Genomic DNA, 18,722 nt, shown 5'->3' on the forward strand with positions numbered 1-18,722 from the left:
AGTACTATCTGCGCTGCTTAGTTACTTGATTTTTGCGCGCGGATGCGCCTTGTCATACACCTCGGACAGGCGCTGAAAGTCGAGCGACGTATACACCTGGGTGGAACTGATGCTGGAGTGACCGAGCATTTCCTGCACCGCCCGCAAGTCGCCCGACGATTGCAGCACGTGCGAGGCAAACGAGTGGCGCAACATGTGCGGATGCACGTGCACCGGTGCACCGCTGGCCACGCCGTGCGCCTGCAGGCGCTGCTGGATCACGCGCGGCGAGACGCGGGTGCCGCGCGTGCTTAAAAACAAGGCAGCGCTGCCGTCGGACGGGGCCGGGCGCACCGCCAGCCAGGCGGCCAGCGCGTCCATCGCGGCACGGCCCACCGGCACCACGCGGCGCTTGTTGCCCTTGCCGGTGACAATGACTTCGCGGTTTTCCATCACCACCCAGCCGAGCGCGTCCTTGCCCGAGATGGCGTCCAGGCCGGCCAGCTCCGACACCCGCAAGCCGCTCGAATAGAGCAACTCGAACATGGCGCGGTTGCACAGCTCGGCCGGCTCGGCGCCGTGACCTTCGCCAGTGCCGGCGCGCAGCTTCATCTGGACCGGCGCCACCAGTTGCATGGCGTCGTCCACCGACAGCGCCCGTGGCAGGGTCTTGGCGCACTTGGGCGCGCGCACGCCTTGCACCGGGTTGGCGGCTAGCGTGGTCTGGGTGCCGAGCCAGTCGAAAAAGCCGCGCCAGCTCGAGAGCTTGCGGGCGATCGAGCGCGGGTCGAGCTCGCGCGCATGCAGCTTGGACGTCAGGCGGCGGATCAGGAAGTGATCGATGTCGGCCCAGTCGCGGCCATCGGCCAGCGTGCGCAGCTCGACCAGGTCGCGGCCGTAGGCGGCCGTGGTGTTGTTTGACAATTGCCGACCGTGGCGCAGGTGCGCCAGGTAATCGGCGATCCAGTCGCGGCTGGCAGTCGAGCCGGCAGGGAAGTCGGTCGCAGGCTCGGTCGCCACTGTCGCCGTCGTGGCAGCGGTCACCCCGGCGCCCGCGCCTGCCATGGTCAGGCCAGCAGCCAGGCCAGGGCGGTGCTGCTGGTTTCGCCCATGTGGACCAGGAAATCGGTAGCCATCAGCGAGGTGAAGCGGTTGGCGTCGGCCGAACCCATCACCAGCAAACCGAAGGCCTGCTTGTCGCCGGCCTTGCGCAGCGGGATGATCACGGTGGACACCACGCTGGCGGAATCGTCGAGCCAGCGCACGGCTTCGAAATCTTTGTTGCTGCCGCAGTAAGGCGACAGCAGGCTGTTGGCGAAGATGCGCACATCGTCGGTCACGTCCTTGGTGAACCATTCGCCGGCGTAGTCGGGTGCGGTATTCCACAGGCGCACCGTTACTTGCGGCACATCGAAAGCGGACTTGAGGCCGCTGACCACAGAGTGTGGCATGGAACCCACATCTTCCGCTTCGAGCAGCACCTTGGTCCAGCGGTGGAACTTGTTGGCGATGGCTTCGTTTTCAGAAGCCAGGCGCATCAGATTGCTCATGCGCAATTCCAAGGTCTTGTATTTCTCGCGCATGACTTCCATTTGCCGCTCTTGCAGCGAGACCGCGCGGCCGGTGATGGGGCTGGCGAGCTTGATTTCACCGAGCAAATCGGCGTGTTCGTCGAAGAAGTTCGGGTGCTCGGTGATGTACTGCGCGACAAGTGTGGAATCCAGTTGGACGGTCATGGCTGCTCTATCGAAATCGGGGTTGGGACTAACCAGCCATTTTACCCGACGCGGACAAAAAAAACGGACAAGGTTGCCCTTGTCCGTGCTGGCCACGCCTGGCGGTCAGAAGTTGTGGTGGATACCGACGCTGACGAAGTTGAACGCGGTGACGGCCTTCTTGCGGGCCGCATCGACGTACAGGTACGTGCGTGGCGACAGGTTGTAGTCGTAGCCGAGCGAATACTGGCGCGTCTTGGCGATGCCCGGATCGTTGAACTGGTTATCCGGGCGCTTCTGGCCGTAGCCAGCGCGGATCAGGCCGGCACCCAGGGTGTAGTTGGCGCCCAACACCCAGGCCTTGGTTTCGGGATTGACGAACACGGTTTCTTCCTGGTCCTGCTTCTGGTACGTGGCCATCAGCTTGAGCGGTTCGATCGGCTTGAACCAGGCGCCCACCGACCACAGCGTGGTGTCCACCGCGTTACGCTCGTAGGCGGCATACGCGGAGAACTTGCCCTGCGTGGCCGTGGCGCTGACCGAGTAAGGCACCACGGCAGCCTGGCTGTTGGCCGGGAACTGCGGCGCCAGCGCGGTGCCCCGCCCGATAATGGCCGGGTTGTTGTTGGCTTCCTTCGACGCCACCGTGGCATTGAGCTGGAAGATGCCGGCAATCAGCGGCGTGTTGTAGAACACCGCGTTGGAGAAGCGGTTGAGCGAGTTGCCGGCGGCGCTGAGCGGATCGCTGGTGTAGCCGGCCACTTGCAGGTCGGTCTGGTAACCGGCCACGGCCGGCATGCCGCTCCAGGGTTCGTAGGCGGTGCTGGTTTCCTGGAACGCGGTCAAGCCGCGACCGAGACGCACGGTGCCGAAGTTACCTTGCAGGCCAACCCGCGACTGGCCCTGGAACAGCGGCCGGGTGTTGCTTTCGAGCGTGCCGGTATCGGGCTCGTAGCGGATCTCGAGCTGGAACAAGGCTTTCAGGCCATTGCCCAGGTCTTCGACGCCGCGAAAGCCCAGCTTGTTGTTGTCGCGCTTGCCCACTACGGTGGGCGTGTTGGGGCCGCTGCGGTTGGCAATGCCCGCGTCGAGCGTGCCGTAGATGGAAACCGACGATTGCGCTTGCGCGCCGGAATGCGCGCCGAGTACCGCGCCGGTAAGTGCCAGGGCCACGAGAGATTTCTTCATTGATAGGTTCCTTTTTTAAGTAGATCGAACAAGCGTCCGCCGCTGTATCGGTACTGGTAGGTCCTTGGTTCGGAACCTTAATGGCTGGCCGGGCAAAATGCGCGGGAGTGGTCGATTGGAGAGGCTAGTCTTGGTTGAAAGCCCCGGAACGACGGCTGCTTGTGGTTTTTTTGAAACGCGGGTGTACGCCCGCCAGATCACGCCTTCTTTGCAAGGGTTGACGCTAAATCCTTTTAATCAGGCACTAAAACAGCTCTAGGCTACAAGCGCGGGCGGGGTGCGCGATTTGTGGGAGATCAAGCCGTGGCGCGGTTTCCCTAGGATGTGGCGTGGATCGCACGCTACACTGGACGACAACTGCGCAGTTCCCAACCCTCTGTCCCTGATCAATCTTCCCCCGGTTAAATGATGGTCAATCGAGCTGAACTAGGCGTCATTCGCGGCGCGCGCGCCGGCGATCCCGCTTGCCAGCTGGCCCTGGGCAAGCTGTACCTTTTCGGCGGCACCAGCCTGCCGCGCAATATGCCCACCGCGCTGCACTGGCTCAACCGCGCCGCCCGCCAGCAGCAGGCAGAAGCGTGGATGCTGATCGGCAGCCACGTGCCGTTCGAACATGCGCGGCATTGCGTGGACGAAGTGTTGCCGTGGTATGAGCGCGCGTTCGCGGCCGGGGTCGAGCAGGCCGGCCTGGTGCTGGCGCAACTGGCGCCACCGAGTGATGGGGAAATGCAGGAGGGCTTGCTGCACCAGGCGCGCCTTCAAGCGCTTGCAGTGGAGACTGCCTTGAGCGGTGCGGTGCCGCTCGATTGCTGTGAGCACACCGCAGACAGCAGCGCGCCGGCAGCAGAAGACCGCGAACACGCTGCGCAGGCGGGCGATCGCGCGGCGCAACTGGCACTCGGTTTGTGGTTTGCACGCATGCAGCGCGATGGCAGCCGGCAGCCGGACGGCATCGCCACCGTCAACTTCAAGCGTGCGATCCGCTGGCTCACGCTGGCCGGCGAGCAGGGCGACCCCGATGCCTGGTTCGCGCTCTCGCGCATCTATGGCAAGCCGGAGTTTTCGCAGCGCAGCGTGGCCGAGGCGCAAGTCTGCCTGGAGCGCGCAGCCGAGCTCGGTCATCGCGTTGCGCAATGCGAGTGCGGCATGGTGGCGTGGCGCCACCGCCGCCACCAAGCGGATGGCGACGTGCGCGCGGTGTACTGGTTGCAGAAGGCGGCAGCGCAGGGTTGCGAACAGGCGCAGCAGCAGCTGGACCGCATTGCATTGAAGCCACGCCAGGCGCCGTGGCTTCAGGCACTGGCGCCGGCAGCATTGCAGGCGCTGGCCGTGCGCCAGCCGCTGCTGGCGGCGCGCCTGACATTGGCGCGGGCCTTCGGCTTGAACCGGGCCGAAGCGTTGTTACTCGATGTGAAAGCAGCCGATCACGGCCATTGCCTGGTGATCGATATCCGCGCCAGTTACGGGCGCAGCAAGCGGCGCCTGGTCGCGCTGCGCACGGCGCAGGAACGGCAACTGCTCGACCAGGTGGTGGCGCAGTTCGACCTGCTGGGCGGTTGCGTGGAAGGGAATTACCGCCAGCGGCTGTACCGCCTGAAGACCTGCCTTTAAATCTCGATCTCGCCTTCGAACACCGTCACCGCCGGTCCCGTCAACAACACCGGCTCGCCTTCGCCAGCCCAGCTGATCGACAACTGCCCGCCGCGCGCATCGACCCGCACCGGGCTGTCGAGCACACCACGACGGATACCGGCCACCGCTGCCGCGCAGGCGCCGGTGCCGCAAGCCAGGGTTTCGCCCACGCCGCGCTCGAATACGCGCAGCTTGACGTGCTGGCGGTCGAGCACCTGCATGAAGCCGGCATTGACGCGGTTGGGGAAACGCAGGTGGTGCTCGATCAGCGGGCCGGTCAGTTCCACCGGCGCTGTTTCCACGTCGTCGACGATCTGCACCGCGTGTGGATTGCCCATCGAGACCGCCGAGATCCAGACCGTCTCGCGCGCGCCACCCAGTTCCAGCAGCAGCGGCCACAGCGTGTCTTGGGCCTGGGCCTGGCCCTGCAGGCCATCGGCGTCGAACGGTACTTTGGCCGTTTCCAGCACCGGCGCACCCATGTCCACCGTGATGCTGCCGTCCGGTTCCAGGCGCGGGGCGATCACGCCCGCTTTGGTTTCGACCGTGATGCTGCGCTGGTCGGTCAGGCCTTTTTCGGCCACGAACTTGACGAACGCGCGCGAGCCGTTGCCGCATTGCTCCACTTCACCGCCGTCGGCGTTGAAGATGCGGTAGCGGAAGTCGCAGCCGGGCTGGGTTGGCTTTTCCACCAGCAGGATCTGGTCGGCGCCCACGCCAAAGCGGCGGTCGCCCAGCAATTGCCACTGCGCCGGGGTGAAGTCGATGTGCTGGTTGATGCCGTCGATAACCACGAAGTCGTTGCCGGCGCCGTGCATCTTGGTGAATTTGAGTTTCATAATTATTTACGACGTGGATACAACGATGGTTCGCCATTGGGTCGGGTTTTGAAGCGCTTGTGCGTCCAGAAATATTCAGCTGGCGCCTCGCGTACACGCTCCTCGATGAATTCGTTCATGCGGCGGGTGGCGGCCACCATGTCGGGCCCCGGGTAATTGTCCCACACCGGGTAGAACTTCACACGCCAGCCCTGGTAATTCGGCAGGAAAGTGGCGATCACCGGCATGACCTGGGCGCCGGTGGTGGCGGCGATGCGCGCGGTGGCGGTCAGGGTGGCGGCGTCGATGCCGAAGAACGGCACGAACTCGGCATCCTTTTCGCCGAAGTCCATGTCGGGCAGCATGAAGTACGGCAGCTTGTCGCGCAGCGCGCGCAGGATCGGCTTGATGCCGTCCTGGCGGGTAAACAGCTTGACCGGTTTGAAGCGTGCCCGGCCGGCGCGCAGTACCTGGTCGAAGGCGGCGTTTTTTTGTGTCACGTACATCGACGACGCACTGGCCACCATCGCGATCGAGGCGCCGGCCACGTCCAGGCACACGAAGTGTGGACACAGCAAAATCGTGGGTTTGGCGGTCATTTCGGCCACCGGCACCGGGCCCGGTTCCACCTTGATCAGGCGCTTCAGCCGTGCTTCCGACGCCCACCACAGGATGCCGCGCTCCCAGATGCTGCGCGCATAGGCCTGGAAGTGCTGGCGCGCCAGCGTGACGCGTTCGGCCTCGGTCAGCTCAGGCATGCACAGGCGCAAGTTGGTCAGCGTAATCTCGCGCCGTGCGCGCAGGGCGATGAACAGCAGGCTGCCGGTGAATGTGCCAAAGCGGCCCAGCACGGGCAAGGGCAGCCAGTGCAGCAGCCACATCAATCCTAATACGAGCTTCATGCTGCTTCTCCAGTCTGTGGCGCATCGATGCCGTGTGGCACCTTGTAGCGGTTGTAGCTCCAGTAGTACTGGGTGGGGTTACGCGCGATCAGGTGTTCCATCGCGGTGTTGATCGCTTGCGCCTGGCTGGCGGTGTCGCCCGCCAGTGATTCGGAAAACGGCACGAAGTGGATCACGTAACCCTTGCCGCCCGGCAGGCGCTCCGCATACGTGACGATCACGGTGGCATTGCCCATCTGCGCCAGCTTGGCGGGCAGGGTCATGCTGTAGGCGTCGCGGCCGAAGAACCTGGCCCATACGCCTTCGCCTTCCTGCGGCACCTGGTCGGGCAGCAGGCCGATCGGCTGGCCCTTCTTGAGAAACTTGGCCAGCATGCGCACGCCGCTCATATTGGCCGGCGCCAGCAGCAGGTTCTTGCGCGCGCGCGCGCCTTCGATCAGCGGTTTCAGCGCTTCTTTTTTCGGCGGCCGGTACATCACCATCAGCTCGGTGCGCAGGGCGATTTCCTGCGCCACGATTTCAAAGCAGCCCAGGTGGGGCGTGAGGAAGACGATACCACGACCGGCGTCGAGCTCGGTTTGCACCAGTTGCCAGTTCTCGAGCGTGGCGTGGCGCGAGACGCGCGCCGGATCGGCGCACCAGATGAACGGCAACTCGATGATGCTTTTACCGGCCTCGGCAATGGCGGCGGACAGGTGTTGCGAGTAGCCGGCCTGGGCCATGTTAGAGCGCATGCGGCGCCGGTACGACGGTGACGCCAGGTACACCACCCATCCCAGCGCGCTGCCGGCGGCGTGCAGGAAGGACAAGGGGAATATGGAAAGGAAACGAAAAATGGGTACGAGCATGAAAGTGTTGTGTGCCTGTGTTGATGACTGCTTTGGTACTGGACGAGAAGCAAGTTTTTTCAAAAAAGCGTAAAATAACACGTTAGTAGGGACCGCTGAGTTAATGACAACTTGCGATGCGGGATATAAATATCGCTAAAGCGTCGCAAGCCGTACTGGTATGCGACAACCATTTTTTAGTCACTATCAGGAGCTTGCGATGTCTAATGACTACCTTTTCACTTCCGAATCCGTCTCGGAAGGCCACCCCGACAAAGTTGCGGACCAGATCTCCGATGCGATCCTGGACGCCATCCTGACCCAGGATCCGAAAGCGCGCGTTGCCGCCGAAACCCTGTGCAATACCGGCCTGGTCGTGCTCGCGGGTGAGATCACCACCCACGCCAATGTGGATTATATTCAAGTTGCCCGCGAAACCATCAAGCGCATCGGTTACGACAACACTGACTTCGGTATCGACTACCGTGGTTGCGCCGTGCTGGTGGCCTACGACAAGCAGTCGCCGGATATCGCCCAAGGCGTCGATGAAGGCGCAGGTATCGACCTCGACCAGGGCGCAGGCGACCAGGGCCTGATGTTCGGCTACGCCTGCGACGAAACCCCGGAACTGATGCCAGCGGCCATCCACTACGCCCACCGCCTGGTCGAGCGCCAGTCGCAGCTGCGCAAGGATGGCCGCCTGCCATGGCTGCGCCCGGACGCCAAGTCACAGGTGACACTGCGCTACGTCAACGGCCGCCCGGTGGCCGTGGACACGGTCGTGCTGTCCACCCAGCACGCGCCGGAAATGCAGCACAAGCAGATCGAAGAAGCGGTGATCGAAGAGATCATCAAGCAGGTGCTGCCGCGCGAATGGCTGACCGAGACCAAGTACCTGGTCAACCCGACCGGCCGCTTCGTCATCGGCGGCCCGCAGGGCGACTGCGGCCTGACCGGCCGCAAGATCATCGTCGACACCTACGGCGGCGCCAGCCCGCACGGCGGCGGCGCCTTCTCGGGCAAGGATCCAACCAAGGTGGACCGTTCGGCAGCGTACGCCGCCCGCTACGTGGCCAAGAACGTGGTCGCTGCCGGCCTGGCGCGCCAGTGCCAGGTGCAGGTATCGTACGCGATCGGCGTGGCCCGTCCGATCAACATCACCGTGTATACCGAAGGCACCGGCGTGATTCCGGACGAGCAAATCGCCAAGCTGGTGATGGAGCACTTCGACCTGCGTCCGAAAGGCATCGTGCAGATGCTCGACCTGTTGCGCCCGATCTACGCCAAGACCGCCGCTTACGGCCACTTTGGCCGCGAAGAGCCGGAATTCACGTGGGAGCACACCGACAAGGCCGCGATTTTGCGCGATGCGGCGGGCCTGAAACCGGCTTAATACCGTCGCCGTTGTACCTGTCGTGCCGGGCGCCAGCAGGCGTCCAGCCGGCATTACCGGTCTGAAGCGCCAGGGCGTTCCAGCGTGAACGCATAGCGGTGGCGCAGCAGCCAGGCCTGATCCGGCTGCTGCGTGGCGCGGCTGATAGTCAAGGCGTCGCCACGGCGCAGCACCACCATGCGTACCTGCACCGGCGTGCCGTTCTCGGTGCCGGTGCCCAGTACCACCAGCAACAAGTCCGCTCCTGTTCCCGCCCTGTAATCACTCACGTCCAGTTGGTCGCGCTTCATGCGCAAGCTGCGACCGTCCGCACTCAACGCCCAGGTATCGTTGGAGCGCACCGTCTTGCCCGGGCCGTCGTCGTAGATGAAGCCGACCTCCAATGTCGCGTCCGCTGCGACAGTGACGCTGGCGCTGGTCGGCAGCACCACCTTTTTGCCCGAGCCGTAATCGCGGTAGGTGAGGCTGCCGCGCCAGGCGCCTGCCAGTGCGGCGCCCAGTCGTGCCGGCGTGGCGCCGGCAACCAGGTCCGCTGTCGCGGTCGCTGGCGGCAGTTCGGCCAGCTCGGCCCAGTCAGCTTCCTGCGCCTGCGCCTGCGCTTGCAGGCACAGCGCCAGGCAACCCATTCCCAATAGTGCACAAAATTTCGGCATCCTTGTTCCCCGGTGAATCGGGCGGGACGGTCCCGCCACGTGCCGCCAGATTAGGTTCGGGGACCGGGCGATGTCGCCTCGAAAGGCGTCATTGCGCCGATTTTCATAATATGAGCCGCGCGCCAGGCGCTGGGGCTGGCGCCTGCCTGTGCGCGAAATACCCGGTTGAAGCTGGCCTTGGACGAGAATCCACAGTCGAGCGCCAGGGTGAGCAACTCGGCGCCATGGTCTGCCAGCATCCGGCTTTGCACCGCTTCCACCCGCATCGCGTTAATGACAGCGTTGAAATTCTGGCCCGTGCCGAGGTTGAAGGCGCGCGAGACGTAGCTCTCATTGGTGCCCAGGTGGCGGGCCACATCGGCCAGGGTGAGCCCCGGCTGGCGCCACCAGCCCTGGTCGCGGATTTGTGCGTGCCAGTTGGCCGCCGTGGCGTGCCAGTCGCGCGTGGCGACCGAAGGAGCGGGTGCTGGTATGGCCGGGGGTGCCACCACCGCAGTGGCCATCTGCACAAACGGGTGCCCGGCGTAACGCCAGCCTTCGAGTCCCAGCCACAGCACGATCGCGGAAAACGCCAGGTATTGCGGAAAGCGGTCGTAATAGTTGAGCTTGTCGACCACGCTGCTGTACAGGTCGAACCCGGTGGACACCAGCAGCCACAGTCCCAGCGCCGCCAGCGTGGTGCCGATCCACGGCTGGCGCCGGGCATCCTGGTCGCTGACGTTTTCGCGCAACCATTGCAGGTAGCGCCGCCGCAGCTGCACCGCCAACACCAGGTACGCGGCCAGCGATACCGCACCGGCCACGTCCAGCAGCGGCGCGATCCACGGCTCGTGCACGTGGTTGTTCCAGGCCATCTTGCGGCCGAGCGGCAGCGCGAACGCGCCCAGCAGGTAGGCCAGTTCCAGCGCCGCGGGCAACAAATGCCAGCCCCAGCGCGGCGGCAGCGCCGGCGTGGCCAGGCGCAGCAAGTACAAATACACCAGCGGCCCGATGGCCAGGCCGAGCTGGAACGGCGCGAACGACAGCCACGGCCAGGCGTCATAGGCGCCGGCAAAGCCGAGCACGTAGGGCATCAACCGCAGCACCGCCACCAGCAACAAGGCCGCCAGCAAGCGGTGCGCAGCCCGGTTGCCGGGTGCGCGCCACAGCAGAAACGCCACCAGCGCGCCGAATCCCGCCGCCAGGCCCAGCGTGGTGCTCCAGGGGCCGAATCGTATCAAGTGCGCTCCTTGGTGAACTTGTCTTTTGCGCCAGTATAGCGACGTGGCATACCCGCTACGCCGCTTTTTTTGGCGATGTTCGGCGCTACGGTGCTAAAATGCATGTTCCGAGGAGCGCTGCGACGAATCCTTTTCGCCAGGCTCGGAATCTGCAACCGCGCTCACGTTACTTTTTTCTAACTGAAAGGAGGGCGTGATGAACGCCGTACTCAAACCTCTGCAAGACTACCTGGTCGCCGATATCTCCCTGTCCCCGTGGGGCGACAAGGAAATCAAGATCGCTGAAACCGAAATGCCGGGCCTGATGGCCATCCGCGAAGAATTCGCGGCAGCCCAGCCGTTGAAGGGCGCGCGCATTACCGGTTCGCTGCACATGACCATCCAGACCGCCGTGCTGATCCAGACGCTGGAAGCGCTGGGCGCCACCGTGCGTTGGGCTTCGTGCAATATTTACTCGACCCAGGACCATGCCGCCGCCGCCATCGCTGCCGCCGGCACGCCAGTGTTTGCCATCAAGGGTGAAACCCTGGACGAATACTGGGACTACACCCACCGCATCTTCGAGTGGCCAGCGGACGCTGCCGGCAATGCCGTGTACTCGAACATGATCCTCGATGACGGCGGCGACGCCACCCTGCTGCTGCACCTCGGCGCCCGCGCCGAGCAGGACATCTCGGTGGTCGGCAACCCGACCTCGGAAGAAGAAGTCTGCCTGTTCAACGCCATCAAGGCCAAGCTGGCGATCGACCCGACCTGGTACTCCAAGCGCCTGCCGCACATCCTGGGCGTGACCGAGGAAACCACCACCGGCGTGCACCGCCTGTACCAGATGCACAAGGACGGCAAGCTGGCCTTCCCGGCAATCAACGTCAACGATTCGGTCACCAAGTCGAAGTTCGACAACCTGTACGGTTGCCGCGAATCGCTGGTTGACGGCATCAAGCGCGCCACCGACGTCATGATCGCCGGTAAAGTGGCTGTCATCGCCGGTTACGGCGACGTCGGCAAGGGCTCGGCCCAGGCCATGCGCGCGCTGTCGGCGCAAGTATGGGTGACCGAGATCGACCCGATCTGCGCCCTGCAAGCGGCGATGGAAGGCTACCGCGTGGTGACCATGGATTACGCTGCCGAACACGGCGACATCTTTGTCACCTGCACCGGCAACTATCACATCCTGACCGAAGCGCACATGCTCAAAATGAAGGACCAGGCGATTGTCTGCAACATCGGCCACTTCGACAACGAAATCGATGTCGCCGCGCTCAAGAAATACACCTGGGAAAACATCAAGCCACAGGTCGATCACGTGATCTTCCCGTCGGGCAAGCGCATCATCCTGCTGGCCGAAGGCCGCCTGGTGAACCTCGGTTGCGGTACCGGCCACCCGTCGTACGTGATGAGCTCGTCGTTCGCGAACCAGACCATCGCCCAGATCGAACTGTTTGCCAACACCGGCAAATACCCGGTCGGCGTGTACGTGCTGCCGAAGCACCTGGACGAAAAAGTCGCGCGCCTGCAGCTCAAAAAGCTCAACGCGCAACTGTCGGAACTGACCCCGGAGCAGGCGGCCTACATCAACGTGTCCGTCGAAGGCCCGTACAAGCCTGACACGTACCGCTATTAATTAACGGTATCCAAGCGGGGTCGGCAGAAGTTTGCCGGCCCTGTTTTTTATCGACATTTTTTACTGCAGCGAGAATTTATTATGCGTTTGGTCCTTACCTGGTTAATCAATGCGGTTGCCTTGCTGGCGATCCCTTACCTGATGCATTCCGTCAATGTCACAAGCATTAGCGCCGCTCTCTTTGCCGCTCTCGTACTGGCCCTGGTCAATACGCTGATTCGCCCCGTGCTGCTGATCCTGACCTTGCCCGTGACCGTGGTGTCGCTGGGCCTGTTTATCTTCATCATCAATGGTTTTTCGTTCTGGCTGGCGGCGCAATTCGTGCCCGGCTTTAGCGTGGACAGCTTCCTGTCGGCCGTCGGTGGCGCGCTGTTGTACAGCATTATTTCCTGGGCCCTGTCTACCTTACTTTTGAAGAACGCAGATGGCACATCATAATTTCAGTATTGAATTCTTTCCGCCCAAGACGGTGGAAGGAGCGGAAAAGCTGCGCGCCACGCGCGCCAAGCTGTCCGAGCTGAAACCCAAGTATTTTTCGGTGACCTTCGGCGCCGGCGGCAGCACCCAGCGCGGCACGCTCGACACGGTGGTGGAAATCCTGGCCGCCGGCGAAGACGCCGCACCGCACCTGTCGTGCGTGGGCGGCACCCGCGCATCGATCCGCGAGATTCTCAACGAGTTCAAGTCGCACAACATCCGCCGCATCGTGGCGTTGCGCGGCGACCTGCCCAGCGGCTACGGCGCAGCCGGTGAATTCCGCTACGCCAACGAGCTGGTCGAGTTCATCCGCCAGGAAACCGGCGACTGGTTCCACATCGAAGTGGCGGCCTATCCCGAGGTGCATCCGCAGGCAAAATCGCCGCAGGACGACCTGCTGGCGTTCGAGCGCAAGATCAAGGCTGGCGCCAACGCCGCGATCACCCAGTATTTCTACAATGCGGACGCGTACTTTCAGTTCGTCGAACAAACCCGCAAGCTGGGCATCGACGTGCCGATCGTGCCGGGCATCATGCCGATTTTGAACTACACGCAGCTGATGCGTTTTTCCGACATGTGCGGCGCCGAGATTCCGCGCTGGGTGCGCCTGAAGCTGGCCAGCTTCGGCGACGACTCGGCCTCGATCAAGGCGTTCGGGCTGGACGTGGTGACGCAGCTGGGCCAGCGTTTGCTGGCCGGCGGCGCGCCGGGGCTGCATTTTTACAGCATGAACCAGGCGGCGGCGACGACGGCGTTGTGGCAACGGCTGGTGTGAAAATTGGATCCCCGCCTGCGCGGGGATGACGGAGCAGACATCGTCAGCTAGCCGAAAAGCCGTCATTCCCGCGCAGGCGGGAATCCAATTGACGCGGGCGTTGTTTCGGTAACGATCCGATCCAGCGCCACGTCGTACCCACCCGCCTCAAACGCCACCTGCGACGCCGAATAAGCAATCCCCACCGTCACCGGCCGTGGCTCCCGCGCCAGGGTCCGGTCGTAAAACCCGCCGCCATAGCCGAGCCGGCACCCCCGCGCATTGAACCCCAGACAAGGCACCAGCAACGCCGCCGGGTAAGGCTGCACGCGCAAGTCGGCCGGCACCGCCACCCCCATCCCATCCTTGACCATCGCTTCGCCGATGCGCCAGTCGGCAAATTCGAGCGGCGCATCGCGGGCCACGACCACCGGCAGCAGCAGCTGCGCGCCCAGCGCCGCCAGCTGCGCATACGCCGCCGCCAGATCGGGCTCGCCGCGCAGCGGCCAGTACACACCCAGGGTAGCTGGCCGCGTCTCGCGCCACCACGCCACCACCTGGCGCCCGATCGCCTGGTCCCACCGCGCCCGCGTGTCGGCATCGAAGGCGCGCCGCACAGCGAGCAACTGCTGTCTTAATTCTGCCTTGCCGGGTGCGGACGGGGCTATTGCTTCGTTCTCGCTGCGTGGTATTCTAGGGTCGCTGGTCATGGTTGGCTTGGTTGGCATGGTTGGCATGGTTGGTTTACAGGTTCAAGACTAATAGAGAGTTGCACATTGATTTCCGTTTCGAAATGGATCGCCGGCGCAGTCGTCGCCATGGTGGCCGTCACCGCCTTTGCCCAATCCGAGGAGTTCGGCGCTGAAACCCGGCGCGAGGACGATGCCTTTTTGCTCATGCGCGACGCCGTGCGCAAGGACGATACGTCCAAGGTCGATTTCTACGCCGCGCGCCTGGCCAATTATTCGATTCCATCGTACGTCGACTATTATCGGCTCAAAGCGCGCCTGCGCGACGCCTCGCAGGCCGAAATTCGCGGTTTCATGCAGCGCTACCAGGGCCAGGCCATCGTCGACCGCCTGCGCAACGACTGGCTGCTCGAACTGGGCCGCACGCGCGACTGGACCACCTTCGACGAACAACTGCCGCTGTTCGTGCTCAACGACGACACCCAGCTTAAATGCTACGCGCTGCAGTCGCGCGCGATCAAGGGCCAGAACGTGGCCAACGAAGCGCGCGCGCTGCTGATCTCCCCCAATGGCTACGGCGAACCGTGCGCGGGCCTGATCGGCACCCTGTACCAGTCGCGCCAGTTCGACGCCGAAGACCTGTACACGCAGCTGCGCCTGTCGGGCGAATTCAACTCCACCGGCCAGGCGCGGCGCATTGTCGCGCTGCTGGGCGGTCCTGATAAAAAAGTGGTGCAGGCGGTTGACCTGCCGGCAGTGGCCGTGGCCAAGGGCCCGGGCGAGGGCCGCACCGAACACGAAATCTTCATCGTCGCCGTGGGCCGCCTGGCCAAGACCAGCATCAAGCTGGCCACGCTGGCCTTGAACAAGGCATCGTCAAGCCTCTCGACCCAGGAGCAGCGCGAAGGCTGGGCCGCGATCGCGCTGCAGTCGTCGTACTCGCTGTCGGATGACACCACCAACTACTGGAAGCGTGCCGATGGCGCGCCGCTGTCGATCGACCAGGCCCAGTGGAGCACCCGCATCGCGCTGCGCAACGGTGACTGGCGCCAGGTGCACAAGAATATCGACGCCATGCCGGCCATCCTGCGTGAAGACCCGACCTGGATCTACTGGAAGGGCCGCGCCCTGATGGCCGACGGCAGCGACACCAGCCCGCCGTCGGGCGAGGCGCTGCGGCTGTTCAACAGCATCGCCGACCAGCCCAACTTCTATGGCCAGCTGGCGCGCGAGGAAACCGGCCGCCTGGTGTCGATCCCGCCGCCGGGCGCGCCGATCACCGCTGCCGAAATCGCGCCGATCGCCGCCAACCCCAACTTCCAGCGCGCACTGAAATTTTTCGGCATGCGCCTGCGCTTCGAAGGCACGCGCGAATGGAACTGGGGCCTGCGCGGCCTGAGCGAACGCGAACACCTGGCAGCGGCCGAATTCGCGCGCCAGAACCACATCCTCGACCGCATGGTCAACACCTCGGACCGCACCCGGGTGCTGGTCGATTACACCCAGCGCTTCCCGTCGCCGCACGACGACATCATGCACCCGGCGACCAAGACGCTGGGCCTGGACAAGGCCTGGGTGTATGGCCTGATCCGGCAAGAGTCGCGCTTCATCATGGACGCGCAATCGCACGTGGGCGCGTCGGGCCTGATGCAGGTGATGCCGTCCACCGGCCGCTGGGTGGCGAAAAAACTGGGCCTGACCGACTTCGCCGCGGACATGCTCTCGGACGTCAAGACCAACATCATGCTGGGCACGAACTACCTGAACATGGTGCTCGGGAACATGGACGGTTCGCAGGTGCTGGCCACCGCCGCCTACAACGCCGGCCCGGGACGCTCGCGCACCTGGCGCGCCTCGCTCGACAAGCCGATGGAGTCTGCGGTGTTCATCGAATCGATTCCGTTCTTCGAGACCCGAACTTACGTCAAGAACGTGATGTCCAATGCGAACTACTACGCCGCGCTGTTCGAGGGGCGGCCGCAGTCGCTCAAGGCGCGCATCGGCGTGGTCACCCCCAAGGGTTACACCTTGCAGGAAGAGCAGGAAGCCACTTTCGCCCGCTGATCAGATTTACTCATACTACTAAGCCACCATGCAGACCACCCAACTCGATCCCAGCCTGTCCAACGCCCTGGCCGCCGCGCGCTCGCCCGGCCTGACCCTCGTCATCGGCACCAAGAACCTGTCGTCGTGGTCGATGCGGGCGTGGGTGGCGATGACCGCGTTCGGCATCCCGTTCCAGGAAGTGCGGGTTGAACTCGACAAGCCCGACACCGCCAACCGCATCTGCAGCTACTCGGCCTGCGGCCGGGTGCCGGTGCTGCTGGCGGGCGAGATCACGATCTGGGACAGCCTGGCCATCGTCGAATACCTGGCCGAGCAGTTCCCGGAGCAGCACCTGTGGCCGCAGGACGTGGCCGCGCGCGCGATGGCGCGGTCGATCTGCGCCGAGATGCACTGCGGCTTCACCGACCTGCGCAATGCGATGCCGATGAACATCAGCGCCAGCCTGCCGGGCAAGGGCCGCACCAACGGCGCGCAGGCCGATATCGGCCGCATCAGCGAGATCTGGGAAGAATGCCTGTCGCGCTTTGGCCACCACCAGTTCCTGTTCGGCGACTTCTCCATCGCTGACGCGTATTTCGCGCCGGTGGTGTCGCGTTTCCGCACCTATGGCGTCTCGCTCGCGCCCGCGCTGGACGCCTACTGCCAGCGTGTGCTGGCCCATCCTGCGGTGGCGCGCTGGGTCACCGAAGCGCTGGCCGAAACTCAGGCCGCACCCCACGCCGACGCTGCGGACTGACCATGAAGAGTTACGTTGTAGGCGGCGCCGTGCGCGATGCGCTGCTTGGCCTGCCGGTCAAGGACCACGATCACGTGGTGGTCGGCGCCACGCCCGACGACATGGTGGCGCAGGGCTATCGCCCGGTCGGTAAAGACTTCCCGGTGTTCCTGCACCCGCAGACGCAGGAGGAATACGCACTGGCGCGCACCGAGCGCAAGACCGCACCCGGCTACAAGGGATTCGTTTTCCACACCTCCACCGAGGTCACGCTGGAAGAAGACCTGGTGCGGCGCGACCTGACCATCAATGCGATTGCCCGCGCCGACGACGGCACGCTCACCGATCCGTTCGGCGGCCAGCGCGACATCGCCGCGCGCATCTTCCGCCACGTATCCGACGCCTTCGCCGAGGACCCGGTGCGCATCCTGCGCGTGGCGCGCTTTGCTGCGCGCTATCCCGATTTTCGGGTGGCGCCGGAAACCAATCAACTGATGCGGCAGATGGTCGAGCAGGGCGAGGTCGATGCCCTGGTGGCCGAACGCGTATGGCAGGAACTGTCGCGCGGGCTGATGGAACAACAGCCGTCGCGCATGCTGGAGGTGCTGCGCGACTGCGGCGCACTGGCCCGCATTCTGCCGGAACTCGACGTGCTGTGGGGCGTACCGCAGCCGGAAAAATGGCATCCGGAGATCGACACCGGCGCCCACATCCTGCAAGTGATCGACTGCGCGGCCAAGGCGAACCTGGAGCTGCCCACGCGCGTGGCCTGCCTGATGCACGACCTGGGCAAGGGCGTGACGCCGTCGAACAACTGGCCCGCGCACCACGGCCACGAGGAGCTGGGCGTGAAACTGGTGGAGCAGGTGTGCAAGCGCCTGCGCGTGCCCACCGACTGCCGCGACCTGGCCGTGATGACCGCGCGCGAACACGGCAACGTGGGCCGCGCGCTGCAGCTGCGGCCCAATACCATCGTCAAGCTGCTCGAGCGCTGCGACGCCTTCCGCAAGCCGGCACGGTTTTCGCAAATGCTGCTGGCAACCGAATGCGATTCGCGCGGACGCAGCGGACCGTCGGCCAGTTACAGCGACGCGCCATTCCCGCAAGGGCCGTACCTGGAAACGGCCATGGCTGCCGCACGCGCGGTGAACGCCGGCGAAATTGCGCAAGCGTGCCTGGACAAACCGCAACGCATCCCTGAACTTGTGCATCGCGCACGGGTCAATGCGGTCAAGCTGGCACTGAGCGTCGATGATGCCGATGACGAGGCCTGACCCGCAAAGCCAACCGGGACCGGGTTCGGGGGTAAACTGAGCATGCCGCCGATCGACCTGTTCCAGAATCCGCTGCGCGCGCGCCATAAAACCACCGACGGCAAATATCGTCCGCGCGTGCTGGTCAAGCAGCTGCACCCACGTGACCGGCGCCGCATGCGCCGCCACTTCCTCGACCTGGAACCGGCCGACCGCCTGCTGCGCTTCGGCACAGAATTACCCGACGAGCAGATCGAGCGCTACGTGGCAGGCATCGATTTTTCGCGCGACATTGTCTTCGGCGTGTACAACCGCGTGTTCCGGCTGGTGGCCGTAGGCCACCTGGCGTTCGCCCCGCGCGACGCCGCCAAAGAAGCAGTAACCGACAAGGCGCGGGTGGCGGAATTCGGCGTGTCGGTCAGCCGCAGCGCACGCGGTATCGGCGTGGGCTCCAAGATGTTCGAGCGCGCCGCCATCCACTGCCGCAACAACGACGTCGATACCCTGTATATGCACTGCCTGTCGTCGAACAAGACCATGATGCACATCGCCAAAAAGGCAGGCATGGAAATCCACCGCGAATACGGCGAAGCCGACGCCTATCTCAAGCTGCTGCCGGCCGACCCTTCCAGCGTGATGCAGGAAGCGCTGGACGAACAATTCGCCACCCTCGATTACACTTTCAAGGCTAATAAAAGAGCTGCCCTCAAGTGGCTCGAACGCCTGACGCTCCACAAGCCGAAAAAAAAGTAGTGCTCTCTTAGAACCTTTGCTGCCCGAACCGGAATGAACGGTTCGACAAGATACGCAACTGGC

Annotated in this window: 18 protein-coding genes and 1 riboswitch; of the genes, 9 read left to right on the forward strand and 9 right to left on the reverse strand. The window is 64.2% G+C overall.

Annotated features, from left to right (window positions below):
* Positions 1 to 21: 21 nt before the first annotated feature.
* The 3 genes from J2X54_RS02560 to J2X54_RS02570 all read right to left on the reverse strand — a co-directional run bounded on the left by J2X54_RS02560 (position 22) and on the right by J2X54_RS02570 (position 2,882).
* Entirely contained in the window at positions 22 to 1,044 is a 1,023-nt protein-coding gene (locus J2X54_RS02560) for a tyrosine recombinase XerC (protein ID WP_310177383.1), read from the reverse strand.
* Between the two features lie 2 nt (positions 1,045 to 1,046).
* Entirely contained in the window at positions 1,047 to 1,715 is a 669-nt protein-coding gene (locus tag J2X54_RS02565) for a DUF484 family protein (RefSeq protein WP_070246587.1), read from the reverse strand.
* Between the two features lie 105 nt (positions 1,716 to 1,820).
* Positions 1,821 to 2,882 carry a porin gene (locus J2X54_RS02570; protein ID WP_070246586.1) on the reverse strand — a complete coding sequence of 354 codons (1,062 nt, stop codon included), beginning with the start codon at positions 2,880 to 2,882 and terminating at the stop codon, positions 1,821 to 1,823.
* Positions 2,883 to 3,290: 408 nt separating this feature from the next.
* On the opposite strand from J2X54_RS02570, the gene J2X54_RS02575 reads away from it, so the two are divergent.
* Entirely contained in the window at positions 3,291 to 4,493 is a 1,203-nt protein-coding gene (locus J2X54_RS02575) for a hypothetical protein (protein ID WP_310177387.1), read from the forward strand.
* Here the strand turns inward: J2X54_RS02575 and dapF are convergent.
* Genes dapF through J2X54_RS02590 form a run of 3 tightly spaced genes read right to left on the reverse strand, consistent with a single transcriptional unit; the run spans position 4,490 to position 7,145 of the window.
* Positions 4,490 to 5,353 carry a diaminopimelate epimerase gene (gene dapF / locus J2X54_RS02580; RefSeq protein ID WP_310177389.1) on the reverse strand — a complete coding sequence of 288 codons (864 nt, stop codon included), beginning with the start codon at positions 5,351 to 5,353 and terminating at the stop codon, positions 4,490 to 4,492. The two genes, J2X54_RS02575 and dapF, sit on opposite strands and share 4 nt — an antisense overlap.
* Positions 5,354 to 5,355: 2 nt before the next feature.
* Positions 5,356 to 6,234, reverse strand: coding sequence for a lipid A biosynthesis acyltransferase (locus tag J2X54_RS02585; RefSeq protein ID WP_310177391.1), 879 nt, complete (start codon positions 6,232 to 6,234; stop codon positions 5,356 to 5,358).
* The gene (locus tag J2X54_RS02590; protein WP_310177393.1) at positions 6,231 to 7,145 is read right to left on the reverse strand and encodes a lysophospholipid acyltransferase family protein; all 915 of its coding nucleotides are present in this window, start codon (positions 7,143 to 7,145) and stop codon (positions 6,231 to 6,233) included. Before J2X54_RS02590 ends, J2X54_RS02585 begins: the two co-directional genes overlap by 4 nt.
* Before the next feature lie 136 nt (positions 7,146 to 7,281).
* Here J2X54_RS02590 and metK point away from each other — a divergent pair, with 136 nt between their 5' ends.
* Positions 7,282 to 8,454 carry a methionine adenosyltransferase gene (gene metK, locus J2X54_RS02595; RefSeq protein WP_310177394.1) on the forward strand — a complete coding sequence of 391 codons (1,173 nt, stop codon included), beginning with the start codon at positions 7,282 to 7,284 and terminating at the stop codon, positions 8,452 to 8,454.
* Positions 8,455 to 8,507: 53 nt separating this feature from the next.
* Here the strand turns inward: metK and J2X54_RS02600 are convergent, their stop codons facing one another.
* Complete coding sequence (locus J2X54_RS02600; RefSeq protein ID WP_310177396.1) at positions 8,508 to 9,107, reverse strand: hypothetical protein; 600 nt, start codon at positions 9,105 to 9,107, stop codon at positions 8,508 to 8,510.
* Between the two features lie 50 nt (positions 9,108 to 9,157).
* Positions 9,158 to 10,327 (reverse strand): AraC family transcriptional regulator, encoded by a 1,170-nt coding sequence (locus J2X54_RS02605; RefSeq protein WP_310177398.1) that lies wholly within the window; start codon positions 10,325 to 10,327, stop codon positions 9,158 to 9,160.
* A 103-nt stretch (positions 10,328 to 10,430) separates the two neighbouring features.
* Positions 10,431 to 10,497: riboswitch (S-adenosyl-L-homocysteine riboswitch) on the forward strand.
* A 26-nt stretch (positions 10,498 to 10,523) separates the two neighbouring features.
* Here J2X54_RS02605 and ahcY point away from each other — a divergent pair.
* From ahcY to metF, 3 genes are all read left to right on the forward strand, one after another.
* The gene (gene ahcY / locus J2X54_RS02610; protein WP_310177400.1) at positions 10,524 to 11,951 is read left to right on the forward strand and encodes an adenosylhomocysteinase; all 1,428 of its coding nucleotides are present in this window, start codon (positions 10,524 to 10,526) and stop codon (positions 11,949 to 11,951) included.
* Positions 11,952 to 12,032: 81 nt separating this feature from the next.
* Positions 12,033 to 12,389, forward strand: coding sequence for a phage holin family protein (locus J2X54_RS02615; protein WP_070246577.1), 357 nt, complete (start codon positions 12,033 to 12,035; stop codon positions 12,387 to 12,389).
* Positions 12,376 to 13,203 (forward strand): methylenetetrahydrofolate reductase [NAD(P)H], encoded by an 828-nt coding sequence (metF, locus tag J2X54_RS02620; protein WP_070246576.1) that lies wholly within the window; start codon positions 12,376 to 12,378, stop codon positions 13,201 to 13,203. The genes J2X54_RS02615 and metF overlap by 14 nt, the downstream gene beginning before the upstream one ends.
* 62 nt (positions 13,204 to 13,265) lie before the next feature.
* On the opposite strand, the gene J2X54_RS02625 is transcribed toward metF, so the two are convergent.
* On the reverse strand, positions 13,266 to 13,892 hold the full coding sequence (locus J2X54_RS02625; RefSeq protein WP_310177405.1) for a 5-formyltetrahydrofolate cyclo-ligase: 627 nt from the start codon (positions 13,890 to 13,892) through the stop codon (positions 13,266 to 13,268).
* Positions 13,893 to 13,958: 66 nt separating this feature from the next.
* Between J2X54_RS02625 and J2X54_RS02630 the strand changes: the two genes are divergently transcribed.
* Genes J2X54_RS02630 through J2X54_RS02645 form a run of 4 tightly spaced genes read left to right on the forward strand, consistent with a single transcriptional unit; the run spans position 13,959 to position 18,659 of the window.
* Positions 13,959 to 15,935: a transglycosylase SLT domain-containing protein gene (locus tag J2X54_RS02630; RefSeq protein WP_310177407.1), complete on the forward strand. Its 1,977-nt coding sequence runs from the start codon at positions 13,959 to 13,961 to the stop codon at positions 15,933 to 15,935.
* 28 nt (positions 15,936 to 15,963) lie between these two features.
* Positions 15,964 to 16,674, forward strand: a complete 711-nt coding sequence (locus tag J2X54_RS02635) for a glutathione S-transferase family protein (protein WP_070246573.1) — start codon at positions 15,964 to 15,966, stop codon at positions 16,672 to 16,674.
* A gap of 2 nt (positions 16,675 to 16,676) precedes the next feature.
* Complete coding sequence (locus J2X54_RS02640; RefSeq protein WP_070246572.1) at positions 16,677 to 17,927, forward strand: multifunctional CCA addition/repair protein; 1,251 nt, start codon at positions 16,677 to 16,679, stop codon at positions 17,925 to 17,927.
* Positions 17,928 to 17,969: 42 nt separating this feature from the next.
* The gene (locus tag J2X54_RS02645) at positions 17,970 to 18,659 is read left to right on the forward strand and encodes a GNAT family N-acetyltransferase (RefSeq protein ID WP_310177412.1); all 690 of its coding nucleotides are present in this window, start codon (positions 17,970 to 17,972) and stop codon (positions 18,657 to 18,659) included.
* Positions 18,660 to 18,722 lie beyond the last annotated feature (63 nt).

The organism is Duganella sp. 3397 (assembly GCF_031456625.1).
Taxonomy (GTDB): Bacteria; Pseudomonadota; Gammaproteobacteria; order Burkholderiales; family Burkholderiaceae_D; genus Rugamonas; species Rugamonas phyllosphaerae.